Source organism: Microbacterium sp. NPDC089695 (assembly GCF_044749085.1).
Classification (GTDB): domain Bacteria; phylum Actinomycetota; class Actinomycetes; order Actinomycetales; family Microbacteriaceae; genus Microbacterium.
In genome coordinates this window covers 2,561,333-2,575,845 of the sequence record NZ_JBIVHG010000001.1, presented here as the reverse complement: position 1 = coordinate 2,575,845, position 14,513 = coordinate 2,561,333, and the positions used below count along the sequence as shown (strand labels likewise).

18 protein-coding genes and 2 tRNA genes are annotated in these 14,513 nt (G+C 68.2%); 12 read left to right on the top strand and 8 right to left on the bottom strand.

Features of this window, described 5'->3' with window-relative positions; genetic code table 11:
• Positions 1-2: 2 nt before the first annotated feature.
• Genes ACIPYT_RS12405 through ACIPYT_RS12395 form a run of 3 tightly spaced genes read left to right on the top strand, consistent with a single transcriptional unit; the run spans position 3 to position 3,198 of the window.
• The gene (locus ACIPYT_RS12405; RefSeq protein ID WP_401074841.1) at positions 3-1,079 is read left to right on the top strand and encodes a mechanosensitive ion channel family protein; all 1,077 of its coding nucleotides are present in this window, start codon (positions 3-5) and stop codon (positions 1,077-1,079) included.
• Complete coding sequence (locus ACIPYT_RS12400; RefSeq protein WP_401074839.1) at positions 1,031-1,543, top strand: globin; 513 nt, start codon at positions 1,031-1,033, stop codon at positions 1,541-1,543. Before ACIPYT_RS12405 ends, ACIPYT_RS12400 begins: the two co-directional genes overlap by 49 nt.
• Positions 1,540-3,198: an FAD-binding dehydrogenase gene (locus tag ACIPYT_RS12395; protein ID WP_401074354.1), complete on the top strand. Its 1,659-nt coding sequence runs from the start codon at positions 1,540-1,542 to the stop codon at positions 3,196-3,198. Before ACIPYT_RS12400 ends, ACIPYT_RS12395 begins: the two co-directional genes overlap by 4 nt.
• Before the next feature lie 12 nt (positions 3,199-3,210).
• On the opposite strand, the gene ACIPYT_RS12390 is transcribed toward ACIPYT_RS12395, so the two are convergent.
• Positions 3,211-3,879, bottom strand: coding sequence for a hypothetical protein (locus tag ACIPYT_RS12390; protein ID WP_401074351.1), 669 nt, complete (start codon positions 3,877-3,879; stop codon positions 3,211-3,213).
• Between the two features lie 50 nt (positions 3,880-3,929).
• On the opposite strand from ACIPYT_RS12390, the gene ACIPYT_RS12385 reads away from it, so the two are divergent.
• Complete coding sequence (locus tag ACIPYT_RS12385) at positions 3,930-4,817, top strand: acyl-CoA thioesterase (RefSeq protein ID WP_401074348.1); 888 nt, start codon at positions 3,930-3,932, stop codon at positions 4,815-4,817.
• A 33-nt stretch (positions 4,818-4,850) separates the two neighbouring features.
• Here ACIPYT_RS12385 and ACIPYT_RS12380 read toward each other — a convergent pair whose 3' ends face one another.
• The 4 genes from ACIPYT_RS12380 to ACIPYT_RS12365 form a co-directional block, all read right to left on the bottom strand.
• Positions 4,851-5,339 (bottom strand): acyl-CoA thioesterase, encoded by a 489-nt coding sequence (locus ACIPYT_RS12380; protein ID WP_401074345.1) that lies wholly within the window; start codon positions 5,337-5,339, stop codon positions 4,851-4,853.
• Positions 5,340-5,344: 5 nt separating this feature from the next.
• Positions 5,345-7,024, bottom strand: a complete 1,680-nt coding sequence (gene ettA, locus ACIPYT_RS12375; protein ID WP_401074342.1) for an energy-dependent translational throttle protein EttA — start codon at positions 7,022-7,024, stop codon at positions 5,345-5,347.
• Between the two features lie 63 nt (positions 7,025-7,087).
• Positions 7,088-7,582, bottom strand: a complete 495-nt coding sequence (locus ACIPYT_RS12370; protein ID WP_401074339.1) for a DUF6993 domain-containing protein — start codon at positions 7,580-7,582, stop codon at positions 7,088-7,090.
• A gap of 64 nt (positions 7,583-7,646) precedes the next feature.
• Entirely contained in the window at positions 7,647-8,204 is a 558-nt protein-coding gene (locus tag ACIPYT_RS12365; protein WP_401074336.1) for a single-stranded DNA-binding protein, read from the bottom strand.
• Positions 8,205-8,409: 205 nt separating this feature from the next.
• Between ACIPYT_RS12365 and ACIPYT_RS12360 the strand changes: the two genes are divergently transcribed.
• Positions 8,410-8,679, top strand: coding sequence for a hypothetical protein (locus ACIPYT_RS12360; protein WP_401074333.1), 270 nt, complete (start codon positions 8,410-8,412; stop codon positions 8,677-8,679).
• 43 nt (positions 8,680-8,722) lie between these two features.
• On the opposite strand, the gene ACIPYT_RS12355 is transcribed toward ACIPYT_RS12360, so the two are convergent.
• Positions 8,723-8,795: transfer RNA gene (locus ACIPYT_RS12355), tRNA-Arg, on the bottom strand.
• 61 nt (positions 8,796-8,856) lie between these two features.
• On the opposite strand from ACIPYT_RS12355, the gene orn reads away from it, so the two are divergent.
• The 7 genes from orn to ACIPYT_RS12320 all read left to right on the top strand — a co-directional run bounded on the left by orn (position 8,857) and on the right by ACIPYT_RS12320 (position 13,573).
• A complete protein-coding gene (gene orn / locus ACIPYT_RS12350; RefSeq protein ID WP_401074330.1) occupies positions 8,857-9,483 on the top strand; it encodes an oligoribonuclease in 627 nt (208 codons plus the stop codon).
• Positions 9,484-9,519: 36 nt separating this feature from the next.
• A tRNA-His gene (locus ACIPYT_RS12345) sits at positions 9,520-9,595 on the top strand.
• Positions 9,596-9,693: 98 nt separating this feature from the next.
• Positions 9,694-11,754 (top strand): heavy metal translocating P-type ATPase, encoded by a 2,061-nt coding sequence (locus ACIPYT_RS12340; protein WP_401074327.1) that lies wholly within the window; start codon positions 9,694-9,696, stop codon positions 11,752-11,754.
• Between the two features lie 37 nt (positions 11,755-11,791).
• Positions 11,792-12,421, top strand: a complete 630-nt coding sequence (locus ACIPYT_RS12335; RefSeq protein ID WP_401074324.1) for a LysE family transporter — start codon at positions 11,792-11,794, stop codon at positions 12,419-12,421.
• A gap of 35 nt (positions 12,422-12,456) precedes the next feature.
• Positions 12,457-12,804: a metallopeptidase family protein gene (locus ACIPYT_RS12330; protein WP_401074321.1), complete on the top strand. Its 348-nt coding sequence runs from the start codon at positions 12,457-12,459 to the stop codon at positions 12,802-12,804.
• Positions 12,795-13,094 (top strand): ATP-dependent Clp protease adapter ClpS, encoded by a 300-nt coding sequence (gene clpS, locus ACIPYT_RS12325; RefSeq protein WP_401074318.1) that lies wholly within the window; start codon positions 12,795-12,797, stop codon positions 13,092-13,094. Before ACIPYT_RS12330 ends, clpS begins: the two co-directional genes overlap by 10 nt.
• Positions 13,091-13,573: a DUF2017 family protein gene (locus ACIPYT_RS12320; RefSeq protein ID WP_401074315.1), complete on the top strand. Its 483-nt coding sequence runs from the start codon at positions 13,091-13,093 to the stop codon at positions 13,571-13,573. Before clpS ends, ACIPYT_RS12320 begins: the two co-directional genes overlap by 4 nt.
• Positions 13,574-13,597: 24 nt before the next feature.
• On the opposite strand, the gene ACIPYT_RS12315 is transcribed toward ACIPYT_RS12320, so the two are convergent.
• A complete protein-coding gene (locus tag ACIPYT_RS12315) occupies positions 13,598-14,179 on the bottom strand; it encodes a hypothetical protein (RefSeq protein WP_401074312.1) in 582 nt (193 codons plus the stop codon).
• A complete protein-coding gene (locus ACIPYT_RS12310; protein WP_401074309.1) occupies positions 14,163-14,480 on the bottom strand; it encodes a hypothetical protein in 318 nt (105 codons plus the stop codon). The genes ACIPYT_RS12315 and ACIPYT_RS12310 overlap by 17 nt, the downstream gene beginning before the upstream one ends.
• Positions 14,481-14,513 lie beyond the last annotated feature (33 nt).

Here is a 14,513-nt window from a genome sequence, read left to right as displayed (position 1 = left end):
TGATGATGCTGCCGTTCCAAGTCACTCCCCCGCCCGAACAGGTCGCCCCGCCGGTCTGGTGGACCGACATCCTCAACGTCCTCGGAGTCGTGGGGCTGCGCGCTCTCAACGTCGCGATCATCATCGTGTCGTGCGTACTCATCGCCTTGGTGCTCCGCGTCGTCATCCGGCGGGTCGTGCACCGCATCGTCGACACCGCCAAGAGCAAGGCCGCCGTCGATGACACCCAGGCTCTCGAACGCAGCCCGCTCGCCGACATGCGGCTCGTGCAGCGCACCCGCACTCTCGGTACGATCCTGCAGAACATCGTGAACGTCATGCTGGTCGTGATCGCGATCGTGCTGATCGTCAACGCGCTCGACAACAGCCTCCTCGGCTCGCTCACGCTGCTCACCGCCGCGGTCGGTGCCGGGCTCGGCTTCGGCGCCCAGAACATCGTCAAGGACGTGCTGAACGGCATGTTCATCGTCGCGGAAGACCAGATCGGCATCGGCGACGTCGTCGATCTCGGTCTCGCCACAGGCGTGGTCGAGTACGTGAGTGTCCGCATCACCCAGGTGCGCGACGTGAACGGCACGCTCTGGTACGTGCGCAACGGCGAGGTCACGCGCATCGGCAACATGTCTCAGGGCTGGGCGCGCGCCATCATCGACCTCGGCATGCCGCTCGACGTCGATCTCGATCTCGTCGAGAAGACCATGCTCGAGACCGCGCAGGGGCTGGCCAAGGATCCGAAGTGGCGCACTCGCATCATCGAGAAGCCCGAGCTCTGGGGCCTCGAGTCGATCGGCGGAGACGCGCTCGTGGTGCGCATCGTCATCAAGGCGCGGGCGAATGCGAAGGACGACGTGGCGCAGGAGCTGCGCAAGCGCCTGCGCGCCGCCTTCCTCGAGGCCGACGTCGCGCTGCCCAGCATGGCGACCGTGGTCCCCACGGGCCTCGACGGCGCTCGGCGCGTGCGCGGCGCGAACCCTCCGAAGACGCGACCGAACGCCGTCACCGGGGTCCCTGTCATCCCCGACCGCGGTATCTGGCGGCGCAAGAAGCAGCAGAACGACGACGGGAGCCCGCAGAAGTGACGTTCTACGACGAGGTGGGCGGCCGCGAGACCTTCGCGAAGATCGTGTCGGTGTTCTATCGCGAGGTCGCGCTCGATCCGGTGCTGAAGCCGATGTACCCGGAAGACGACCTCGGGCCCGCCGAAGAACGCCTGCTGCTCTTCCTGGAGCAGTACTGGGGCGGACCCACGACGTACGGCGAGACCCGAGGGCATCCTCGCCTGCGGATGCGCCACCTGCCGTTCCACATCGACCCCGACGCCCGCGATCGTTGGCTGCGTCACATGCGCACGGCCGTCGACGAGGCGCAGTTGTCGCCATTGCACGAATCCACCCTCTGGGACTACCTCGAACGAGCCGCCTATGCCATGGTGAACACGTTCGAGCCCACCGGCATCGGCGCCGATGCGGGTGGTCGCCCCACTCTCGAGACCCGCTCTCAGCCAGCCGCGACCCCCCGTCAGGAATCAACGGAGACCCCATGACGACCACGCCCCTGTCGACCGACGTCCTCGTGATCGGATGGGGGCTGGCCGGGCTCGTGGCGGCGTCTGAAGCCCTGGATGCCGGACGACGGGTGATCCTCGTCGACCAGGAGCCTCGCACGAACCTCGGCGGCCAGGCCTGGTGGTCCTTCGGCGGGCTGTTCTTCATCGACTCCCCCGAGCAGCGACGCATGGGCATCCGCGACTCGCTCGCGCTCGCGACGCAGGACTGGTTCGGTACGGCGGGCTTCGATCGCCCGGAGGACGACTGGCCGCGCCGTTGGGCCGAGGCGTACCTGCAGTTCGCCGCCGGCGAGAAGCGCGCCTGGCTGCGCGAGCGCGGCGTGGGGTTCTTCCCCGTGGTCGGGTGGGCAGAGCGTGGCGGATACGGCGCCCTGGGGCCGGGCAACTCCGTGCCGCGTTTCCACATCACCTGGGGAACCGGGCCCGGTATCGTCGCGCCGTTCCAGGCGGCGGTCGAGCAGGGCGAGCGCGAGGGGCGCCTGACGGTGCTCCCCCGGCATCGCGTGACCGCGCTGACCGTGACCGACGGAACGGTCACGGGCGCGAGCGGATCGGTACTCGCCTCCAGCGGAGCCGAGCGCGGAGTCGAGTCATCCCGCGAGGTGATCGGCGACTTCACCGTCACGGCATCGGCGACGATCGTCGCCTCGGGCGGGATCGGCGGCAATCACGACCTCGTGCGGGCGGCCTGGCCGGCCCGGCTCGGCACGCCTCCGGAGCACATGCTGACCGGCGTGCCCGCCTACGTGGACGGCTCGATGCAGGCGGTCAGCGACGCAGCGGGGGCTCGGCTCATAAACGGCGATCGCATGTGGCACTACGTCGAAGGGATCCGCAATTGGGATCCGGTGTGGCCGTCGCACGGCATCCGCATCCTGCCCGGTCCCTCGTCGCTGTGGCTCGACGCCACCGGACGGCGTCTCCCGGTGCCGCTCTTCCCCGGCTTCGACACGCTCGGCACGCTCGCCCATCTCCGCTCCACAGGCCACGACCACTCCTGGTTCGTCACCTCGAGGCAGATCGTCGAAAAGGAGTTCGCGCTGTCGGGGAGCGAGCAGAACCCCGACCTCACCGGCAAGGACATCGGGCTGCTCCTCCGCTCGCGTCTCGCGAAGGGTCCCACGGGCCCGGTGCAGTCCTTCCTGGACGAGGGCGCCGACTTCATCGTCGAGAACGATCTCGAGTCGCTCCTCGAACAGATGCGGCGCCACGACGGCGGCGAACTGCTCGACATCGACCATGTGCGGCGCGAGATCGTCGCGCGCGACCTCGAGATGGACAACGAGTTCTCCAAGGATGCGCAGATCGGGATGCTCCGGTCGATGCGCGGCTACCGCGGCGACCGACTGATCCGCACGGCCGCTCCCCACCGACTGCAAGACCCAGCGGCCGGTCCGATGATCGCCGTCAAGCTCCACGTGCTCACTCGCAAATCGCTCGGCGGCATCAACACGGATCTCGACGGGCGGGCACTGGACGCGCACGGGGACGCGATCCCCGGACTGTTCGCGGCGGGTGAGGCGAGCGGCTTCGGCGGCGGCGGCGTGCACGGGTATCGCGCGCTCGAGGGCACGTTCCTGGGAGGATGCCTGTTCTCGGGGCGACAGGCGGGGCGAGCCGCCGCGGGCTGAGCCGCGTACCGGTCAGTCGGCGGTCGCGCCGGTTCCGCGCACCGCGGTCATCCCGATCGCGGCCGGACCGCGGGTCAGCACGTGTCCACGACGGAACGCGAGGCGGGTCCATCGTCCCGATCGGAGCACAGCGACGTCCTCCTCGCCCGAGATGAAGCCGAACGCATCGGCGGCGAACGCCACGCCGCGAGGGAGATCGAGCAGGTCAGGATCCGGCTCCCCCCAGATACCTGCGCGCAGCGCGCGCACGGCATCCTCGCCGGCCCCGTCGGTCGCACCCCGCGCGACGGCGCTGATCCCCCACTGGGCGCGCTGTGCGATGACGGATGCCGTCAGCTGCCCGAGCGTCGTCCACTCCCCTCGTGGCGGTGCGATGCCCGCCCAGGCCGGCGAGAGCCCCGTCTCGGGCAGATCGAGCACGCGGGCGTCAGAGGTCTCGGTGAGTGACGCGACCACCACGTCGCACTCGAGCTCAGGGTCGACGTTGACCACGCGCATCCCGAGAACCGTTGGCGTGTGGTCGAACAGCCCGCGCGGGGCGAGCGCCGCGCTCGTGAGAGCGAGCACCCCGCGCGCAGCCTGCAGACGGACGCCCTCGTCGGAGATGCGGCCGGCGCGTCCGAAGAACGTCAGCACGTCCTTGGTCGTCGGGGCATCGGCGAGGACGAGCTGGTGGGGCACAGCATCTAAACTATCAACGCAGCGGTCAGCCCAGCCGCGGGGAGGACTCCATGACCGCCGATGCCCACGCGATCCGCACCGTCGAGCAGCTGCTGGCGGTTCTCGATCTCGACGCCACGCAGGCGCGGACCACCGAGGACATCTTCACCGGGCGCTCGCACCCGATGCCGTCCGGCCGGATCTACGGCGGCCAGGTGCTCGCGCAGACCCTCCTGGCGGCCGAGCGGACTCTGCCCGAAGACAGGGCGGTGCATTCGATGCACGGGTACTTCCTGCGACCGGGCGATGCGTCGCAGGGACTCACGATCGCCGTCGACCGCATCCACGACGGGCGCTCCTTCTCGACGCGACGCTCGCAGGCCTACCAGAACGGTGTGCCGATCTTCTCGATGATCGCCGCGTTCCAGGACGAGGATCCGGGCGTCGAGCACGCGACGCCGATGCCCGACGGCGTACCGGCACCAGAGACCCTGCTGCCCGATGAGGAGCGCGTGGACGGGCTCCCGCCCGGAACGGCGAAGATGCTCGCGGACCGGGCGGCAGACATCCGACACGTCGATACTCCGCTCTTCCTGCCCAGCGATGACGAACGGGTAGCCCACCAGGGTGTATGGATGCGGATGCGTGCTCCGCTCCCCGACGACCAGCGCATCCATCGCGCGGCGCTCGCCTACCTCAGTGACATGACGATCCAGGAGTCCATCCTCCGCGCACACGGCGTCTTCTGGGCGCTCCCCGGCCTCAAGGTCGCGAGCCTCGACCACGCGATGTGGTGGCATCGCCCCGCACGCGTGGACGACTGGCTGCTGTACGTGCAGGAATCGCCGAACGCGCGGGGCGGACGGGGTCTCGCCCAGGGGCGGATCTACACGCGCGAGGGTCAGCTCGTCGCATCGGTCGCCCAGGAGATCATGATCCGGGTGCCCGAAACGACCTGACGTTCGGCGTCGCGCCCGGCCTGCGAGGCCGCGTCAGCGGTGCGCGTACTCGATCGACGGACCTGTGTACGGAGCCCAGGCGTCGCGCATCTCCTGAGTGAGTCGTGTCGGACGCCCCGTTCCGGCATCGACGAGCACGATCACCGCCGTCGAGCGGGCATAGATCTCCCGCGGCTCGGCTGCGGGGTCGTTGTGGACCTCGTAGCAGACCTCGACGCTCGACCCGCCGAGCTTGCCGAACCACATCTGCACCTCGAGAGGACGACGCTGGTACGGCACCGGTGCGAGGTACTCGATCTCCTGCCGCGCGATGAGCGTGAGGATGCCCTCTTCGATGCCCGAGTCGAGCACGGCTGTCGAGGGCGCGGTCTCCCCCGGACCAGCCCGCCAGAACGCTCGCACCCGCGCCTCCTCGAGAAGCTTGAGCATCGAGGTGTTGTTGACGTGGTTGAAGGCGTCCAGGTCCCCCCATCGCAACTGGATGGGGATGTGCAGGCGTGATCCGGGGGTGGCGTCCGACATCGCGATCAGTCGCGCGTCAGCTTGCGGTGCGTGGAGCGGTGCGGCTTCGCGGCGTCGGGGCCGAGACGCTCGATCTTGTTCTCCTCGTAGGCCTCGAAGTTGCCCTCGAACCAGTACCACCGGTCGGGGTTCTCATCGGTGCCTTCATAGGCGAGGATGTGCGTGGCGATGCGGTCGAGGAACCACCGGTCGTGGGTGATCACCACAGCGCAGCCGGGGAACTCGAGGAGCGCGTTCTCGAGCGAGCTCAGGGTCTCGACGTCGAGGTCGTTGGTCGGCTCGTCGAGGAGCAGCAGGTTGCCGCCCTCCTTGAGCGTGAGCGCCAGGTTCAGACGGTTGCGCTCACCGCCGGAGAGCACACCCGCCTTCTTCTGCTGGTCGGGCCCCTTGAATCCGAACTTCGAGACGTAGGCCCGCGACGGGATCTCGGTCTTGCCCACCGTGATGAAGTCGAGCCCGTCGGACACGACCTCCCACAGCGTCTTGTCGGGATCGATGCTCGCCCGGGACTGGTCGACGTAGCTGATCTTGACCGTCTCGCCGATCTTCAGGTCGCCGCCGTCGAGCGGCTCGAGCCCCACGATCGTCTTGAAGAGCGTCGTCTTGCCGACGCCGTTCGGGCCGATCACGCCGACGATGCCGTTCGGCGGCAAGCTGAAGCTGAGACCGTCGATGAGCGACCGACCGTCGAAGCCCTTCTGCAGCTTCTTGGCCTCGATCACCACGTTGCCGAGACGCGGACCCGCGGGGATCTGGATCTCCTCGAAGTCCAGCTTCCGCGTCCGCTCCGCCTCCGCCGCCATCTCCTCGTAGCGGGCCAGACGCGCCTTCGACTTCGTCTGACGTCCCTTGGCGCTGGAGCGCACCCACTCGAGCTCCTCCTTGAGGCGCTTCGCGAGCTTCGCGTCCTTCTTGCCCTGGATCTCCAGGCGCTCGCCCTTCTTCTCCAGGTAGGTCGAGTAGTTGCCCTCGTAGCCGATGAGGCGACCACGATCGACCTCGGCGATCCACTCGGCCACGTGGTCGAGGAAGTACCGGTCGTGGGTGATCGCGATCACTGCGCCCTTGTACGCCTGCAGGTGCTGCTCGAGCCAGAGCACGCTCTCGGCGTCGAGGTGGTTGGTGGGCTCGTCGAGGAGCAGCAGGTCGGGCTTCTGAAGCAGAAGCTTGGCAAGTGCCACACGACGCTTCTCGCCACCCGACAGCGGGGCGATCGCGGCGTCACCCGGCGGGGTGCGCAGGGCGTCCATCGCCTGGTCGAGCTGCGAGTCGAGGTCCCAGCCGTCGGCCGCGTCGATCTCCTCCTGCAGCGTCCCCATCTCGGCCAGCAGGGCGTCGAAATCCGCGTCGGGGTCAGCCATGAGAGCCGAGATCTCGTTGAACCGGTCGAGCTTGGCCTTGATGGCGATGCCGTCCTGGATGTTCTCGAGCACGGTCTTCGATTCGTCCAGCTCAGGCTCCTGCATGAGGATGCCGACGGTGAACCCCGGGGTGAGCTTCGCCTCACCGTTCGAGGGGGTGTCGAGCCCCGCCATGATCTTGAGGATCGTCGACTTTCCGGCACCGTTCGGACCGACCATGCCGATCTTCGCACCGGGCAGGAACGACATCGTCACATCGTCGAGGATGAGCTTCTCGCCCACCGCCTTGCGTGCACGAACCATCGAGTAGATGTACTCAGCCACCGAAAACCGCTCCTTCTGTTGGCGTCGAGGATCGACACCCCAGCCTACCGGCCCCGCTCGGGGTCACCAGTCGATCGCGCGTGTGGTGCCGATGAGGCAGCGTCCGCCGTCGAGCTGCGGCATCACGAGCGTCACGGGCTCACCGGTCGAGGGGCCGACCTGCCCGATCAAGCACTCGGCCTCGCCCCACGCCACGGAGAACTGCAGACTCTCGACGGCGTTGCCGACGGTCGTGACGTCCTGCGTGACCTGCATCGCCGCTCGGTCGAACCCGGCCGCGATGAGCGCGTCGATGTACGCCCGCCCGGCGCCGCGCTGATCCGACGACCAGACCTGCGCGGTCACGGCAGTGAACAGCGGAAGGTTGTCCGCCGCGCTGCCGTCGGCGACGTACGCGGGCGCCTCCGGACTTGCCGGCGCACTCGGCGAGGGTGTTCCCGGACTCGGCGACGGCGACTGGTCGCCCTGGGGCGCGCAGGAGGCGAGTGCCAGGAGTGCGGCGAGTGCGCCTGCTGCAAGGACCGCGCGCGTCACGGGAGGGGCAGGTCGTCGAAGCACGACCCGAGTCTACGGGGCGACCCGCTCCCGAGCGCGCGCAGTCGATGCGCTCGCCACATCGTGGTCAGCGCGATGCGCTCGCATCCTCGCCGGCGAGAGCCATCGACGGCACGTCACCGCCCCGGGACAACGCGGGATCCGCCCACGCGATGTCGACGTCCATCTCCTCCTCCACAACCGCCTCGGCGCCGTCCTGTGTCCGGTCGCGCTCGGATCCGTCGGACTGCGCGGCCGAGCGGCCACGGGCGCCGTCGTCGGAGGACGCTCGCGATGCGCGGCGATAGTTCGAAGTGCCCCAGCGGAGGTCGCGTCCGATCGCATCGGCTTCGATGTCGACGCTCGTGCCTTGCTTGCCGTTGTTCTCCCACGCCCGGATCTTGATCCGCCCCGTGACGATCACACTGTCCCCCGCGCGCAACGACGCGGTCACGTTCTCCGCGAGTCCACGGAACGCGGCGACCGAGTACCAATTGGTGGTCACGTCGATCCACGTCTGCGTCGCGTCATCGAATCGCCGGTGCGTGCTCGCGAGCCGGAAATTCGTCACGGGCGCTCCACCCGTGGTCCTCCCCTGGGTCGGGTCCGTCGCCACATTGCCCACGATCGTCACGATGTCCTGCATGTCTGCTCCTCTGTGATCCGGGACCGACGCCCGGGTGCACTCAGCTTGCGCGCACCGGCAGACCTCCGGGTACCGCGAACGCACTGTCCGTGGAGAGTGTTCGCGCAATCGCCGGATGTGCAGAGAGCATCGGCAGATCGCCTCACGGCTTCGCGACGGGAATGTCGGTGGTCGGTCATATGTTCGAATGAGAGAGGAGAAACCGATGTCCGACACCCAGATCTTGACCGCTCCCGAGGTTCCGTTCGCAACCCCACCACTGTCTTCCCAGCGCGAGTACCTCGTGCGCGCGTCGGCACACCTGTGGCGGGTCCAAGACGCGACGGGACGCGTACTGGGCCACCTCCGAGTCGCCACCGACCCCCTGGGCATCCGCTACCGCGCGGAACGACTGCACCTGCCGACGGCGAGCTTTCGACTCGTCGGCGACTTCTGGCGCGCGGACGACGCCGTCGCCGCACTGAGGAACGGCTAGCGCGCGAAGATGTCCGGGAATCGATGCCTGCCGGACTCATATGCGCCCCCGGCAGGATTCGAACCTGCGACCAAGAGATTAGAAGGCTCCTGCTCTTTCCCCTGAGCTACGGAGGCGAGTGCCCCTAGCCTACAGCGCACCGGAGTCCGTTGTCGGAGCCGTCGATAGGATGTCGGCATGGTATCTGCGTCAGAGAACGACCGTCTCGTCTGGATCGACTGCGAGATGACAGGTCTCGATCTCGCGGTGGATGAACTCGTCGAGATCGCCGTGGTGATCACCGACTTCGAGCTCAATCCGGTGGACCCCGGCTTCCAGGTGGTCATCCGCCCGAGCGCCGCGGCCCTCGATCACATGAACGACTTCGTCACGACGATGCACGAGACCTCCGGGCTGCTCGCAGAGATCTCCGACGGCGTCACCCTCGCCGAGGCGCAGGCGCAGACCCTCGCCTACATCAAGCGATTCGCTCCCGTCGAGCGCAAAGCGCCCCTCGCCGGCAACACGATCGGCACCGACCGGATGTTCCTCGCGAAGTACATGCCCGACGTCGATCAGTGGCTGCACTACCGCAACGTCGACGTGTCCAGCATTAAGGAGCTCTCACGCCGCTGGTACCCGCGGGTGTTCTTCCAGGCTCCCTCGAAGGACGGCGGCCACCGCGCGCTCGCCGACATCCTCGAGTCGATCCGCGAGCTTCGCTACTACCGGGAGGCCGTCTTCGTCGACGAGCCGGGCCCGTCCAGTGACGATGCGCGAGACATCGCGACCCGGGCTGTGTCAGAGTTCGCCCCGAACATGTAATAGACTCGTCTGGTTGCCGATTCCGATCGGCACATGGTGGGTATAGCTCAGCTGGTAGAGCGCTGGCTTGTGGTGCCGGATGTCGCGGGTTCGAGTCCCGTTACTCACCCCAAGAAGGCCCGGATCTCAGATCCGGGCCTTTTTCACACCCGCAGGAATACCCCCTAAGGGTATTACGTTGACTCGATCAGAAAAGAACGGAGCAGACCGATGTCGCACGATCACCACGCCGCGGGCCACCACTCCACCCCGGAGAATCCTGAACATCACGACCACGCCGAGCATGGCGGCCACACCGGACACGCCGAACGTTTCCGGCGGCTCTTCTGGATCATGCTCGCCGTCGCGATCCCGGTCATCCTCTCATCGCCGATGTTCGCGATGATCTTCGGCTATGCAGTGCCCGGCAGCCTGCTGTGGCTCGCACCGGTCCTCGGCACGGTCATGTTCGTGTGGGGCGGAGCGCCCTTCCTCACCGGCGCGCTGTCCGAGCTGCGTTCCCGCCGACCCGGGATGATGCTCCTGATCGCGCTCGCCATCACCGTCGCCTTCCTCGCCTCGTGGGGAGCGACCCTCGGCCTCCTCCACCATGAACTGGAGTTCTGGTGGGAACTCGCGCTGCTGATCGTGATCATGCTCCTCGGGCACTGGATCGAGATGCGCTCGCTCGCCCAGACCACATCGGCGCTCGACTCGCTCGCCGCACTGCTCCCGGATGAGGCAGAGCGCATCGATGCGCACGGCACCACCGTGGTCCTCCCCGCAGACCTCCGCGTCGGCGACACCGTTCTCGTGCGCCCCGGCGGGCGCATCCCCGCCGACGGACGCATCACGGACGGCACGTCGAGCATCGACGAATCGATGATCACGGGCGAGTCCCGTCCCGTCGTCCGATCGACCGGAGCCGCCGTCGTCGCCGGGACCGTGTCGACCGATTCTGCCATCCGCGTGGAGATCACGGCCATCGGATCGGACACGGCGCTCGCCGGCATCCAGAAGCTGGTCACGGAGGCGCAGGCGTCGTCGTCCCGCGCGCAGCGCATCGCTGATCGGGCCGCGGCCTGGCTCTTCTGGTTCGCGCTGGGTGCGGCCGTCGTCACCGCCGTCGTGTGGACCGCCGCCGGGCTCCCCGACGACGCCGTGATCCGCACCATCACGGTCCTCGTGATCGCGTGCCCGCACGCGCTCGGCCTCGCCATCCCCCTGGTCGTGTCGATCGCGACGGAACGCGCAGCGCGCACCGGCATCCTCGTGAAGGATCGACTCGCGCTCGAGACCATGCGCACGGTCGACACGGTGCTGTTCGACAAGACCGGCACCCTCACCACCGGCGCGCCGGCGGTCACGGCCGTCGAGGCGGTGAGCGACATCTCGCCTGATGACCTGCTGCGGATCGCCGCTGCCGCGGAGAACGACTCCGAGCACCCTCTCGCTCAAGCGATCGTCGACGCCGCTCGGCGGCGAGGCCTCGCGCTTCCCGCGGCCACCGGATTCACGTCGTCTCCGGCGGTCGGCGTCCGTGCCGTCGTCGACGGACACCGCGTCGCCGTCGGCGGACCCCACCTGCTGGACGAGGAGTCGCTCTCGGAGTTCGCCGGCGCTGAGGTGTGGCGTGCCGAAGGCGCCATCATCCTTCACGTCGTCATCGACGGACGCGTCGCCGGTGCATTGCGGCTCGCCGACGACGTGCGCCCCGAATCGGATGCCGCCGTTCGCGAGCTGCGCGCACGCGGGATCGAGGTGATCATGATCACGGGTGACGCGGAGGCGGTCGCTGAGCACGTCGCAGCCGAGGTCGGCATCCGTCGTGTGTTCGCCGGCGTGCGCCCGGAGGAGAAGTCCGCGACCGTGCGCGCGCTCCAGTCCGAAGGACGCATCGTCGCGATGGTCGGCGACGGCGTCAACGACGCCCCGGCGCTCGCGCAGGCCGACGTCGGACTCGCGATCGGCGCGGGCACGGACGTGGCGATCGGATCCGCCGGCGTGATCCTCGCGAGCGACGATCCGCGCATGGTGGATTCGGTGATCGTGCTGTCACGCGCGAGCTACCGCAAGATGACGCAGAACCTCTGGTGGGCGGCCGGCTACAACCTCCTGTCCGTGCCTCTCGCCGCGGGCGTCCTTGCTCCCTGGGGGTTCGTGCTGCCGATGTCCGTCGGCGCGATCCTCATGTCGCTGTCGACGATAGTCGTGGCGTTGAACGCCCAGCTGCTGCGCCGGGTGCAGCTGCGACCGCGTGATCTCGCCACCCCTGAACGCACGCCCGTCTGACGTCGGGAGAGGTGCGGAAGAGCCATAGGATTGCGGGGTGTCGCTCGCTGTCTGGTTCTCCCTCCTCACGGCGTGCGTCGTCATCAGCTTCACGCCCGGCGCGGGCGCGATCAACACCATGTCGAACGCTCTCAGCCAGGGCTGGCGGCGGTCGATCTGGGGCATCGTCGGGCAACAGCTCGCGCTGATCGTCCACGTCGTGATCGTCGCCGCCGGCGTCGGTCTCATCGTCTCCCGCTCCGAGGTGCTCTTCAACGTCATCCGGTACGCGGGCGCGGCGTACCTCGTGTACCTCGGCGTCCGGCTGATCCTTACGCGTGCGGCTCCGGTGACGGGTGTCGACGAAGAGCTCGACGACACCAGGGAAGGCCACTGGTCGATGATCCGACGGGGGTTCTGGGTGAACCTCCTCAACCCCAAGGCGATCGTGTTCTTCCTCGCGTTCATCCCGCAGTTCGTGCGCCTCGACGAGCCGCAGCTGCCGCAGTACCTGACGCTGATCATCACCGTGATCGTGGTCGACGTGATCGTGATGTGGGGGTTCTTCGCGGCCGCGGCACGACCGTTCCGCCGACTCACACGGTCGGTGCGCGGACAGCGGGTGCTGAACGCGATCTTCGGGGTCCTGTTCATCGCTGTCGCCGCACTTCTCGTCTTCCTGCACTGACGCGTCGTGCCTCCTGCGGCAATAGGCTGGGGACGATGGAGATGGAAGCAGCAGCCTTCGAAGAGATCGTCGTCGACGAACTCGACCGACTGCCGGACGATATGGTCGACGGGCTCGACAACGTGGTGTTCGTAGTCGAGGACCGCCCCGAAGACGGGAGTCTCGACCTCCTCGGCCTCTACGACGGGCTGGCGCTCACGGAACGGACGCAGTACGGCATGGGAGAGCTACCCGATCGCATCGTCGTCTATCGCGAACCGCACCTGGCGGCCTGCGACGACGAGAGCGAGCTGCGCGACGAGATCCACACGACCCTCGTGCACGAGATCGCTCACTTCTACGGGATCGACGACGAGCAGCTCCACGAACTGGGATGGGCGTGATGCCGCTCGCCACCCCGGAGCTCGACGAGACTCTCGACCTCTCGGCCGCCCCCATGGAGCCCTGGGAGGTCGTCGTGTGGAATGACCCGGTCAACCTCATGAGCTACGTCGTCCGTGTCTTCCGCACGTACTTCGGCTACTCCCCCGAACACGCGACCCGTCTGATGCTCGCCGTGCACAACGACGGCCACGCGATCGTCGCGACGGGTCCGCGCGAGACCATGGAGGTGCATGCGCAGGCGATGCACGACTACGGGCTGTGGGCCACCGTGCGGAAGGTCGCCGCATGACGACGTTCGAGATGCGCATGGCTCGGATCGAAGGCATCCAGCTCCTGCGGCTGGTCGATGATTTCGTCGAACTCGTCGGCGCCGACCGCGATCTCTCGGACCCGGCGGTCGCCCGCCTCGCCCCCGACGCCTACCCCGACGACATCGAGGCGTCGCGCGAGTTCCGCGACGCCACGCGCGGCGACCTCTTCGATCGCCGGCTGAACGATGCGGAGGTCGTGCGGAACCTTCTCGCGCCGCTCCGCTCGGACACGGAGCTGTCGGAGCATGACGCGTTCGCCGAACATGATCTGCATCTGACGGAATCGGACGCCGATGCCTGGCTGCGCACCCTCACGGCGCTCAGACTCGTGATCGCCGCACGACTGGGCGTCGATAGCGAGGACGACCACGATCCGGACGACGCCCGATACGGCGTCTACGACTGGCTCGGGTACCGCCTCGAGATCATCGTCCAGGCAGCGGACGAACTCGACTGATCTCTCGGGGCCGGCAATCGGCGATCACGGCACCGCGACGATCCGCGTGGCCAGCGCGCGAGGGCCGTCCTCCGAGAGATGCTTCTCCTCTTGGCTCGCCCAGCGCTCCCAGTGCGGCCGGTAGGCATCGCCATCCCGAGCCAGCGCGCGTCGCTTACGGGCCTCGTCGCCGGCATCCACCCAGATCCGCACGTCGGCGATCGCGGCCGTGGTCGGAGTGAGGATGCCGCTTCCCTCCACCAGCAGACTGAGCGCCGGGTCGACGGCGTGCGACTCCGCATCGCGTCCGTGCTCCCAGTCCCAGCGCCGCCAGGTGCCGAGCAGCCCGCGACCGTGCGGGCGGAGGATGCCGTCGACAGCGCGCTGTACGCCCGATTCCAGGCCGTCCCAGCCCGGGTAGATCGAGTCGAGCGCAATGAGCTGCACACGACCGCGCACGGGCCAGCGTTCGACCAGCAGGCGCGCGAGGGTCGTCTTGCCTGCCCCGCTGCGCCCGTCGATCAGGACCACCGGATTCGTGGCGGCCAGGGCGCGGATATCCGCGACGATCAGGTTCGCGGCGTCATCAAGCGCCGCCGCGACCGGATCGTCACTTCTTGAGCGCACGGATGATGCGGGAGAGAGCGCGTCCGGCGACCCAGACGAAAGGCACGGCGACGACAAGCAGCGTGACGATGTTCGGCTCGAAGCGCAGGCCCTCTTCGCGGCGCACGTACACGCCGACAGGCACCGAGACGCCGCCCCCGCCGCCACCCTCGGCGCCGTCGCCGGTTCCTCCGCCGAAGCCGGAGTACGTGAAGGCGACGGGCGTGATGCTCACGCCGTCGACGTCCTGCGGTTCGCCGTAGGCGCTCTTGACGCCGAAGGCCGCGGCCTGCTTGCCGAGTTCGAGTGCGATGTTGGGCATGGGTCCACGCTAGTCCAGGACCGCGAACCGCGC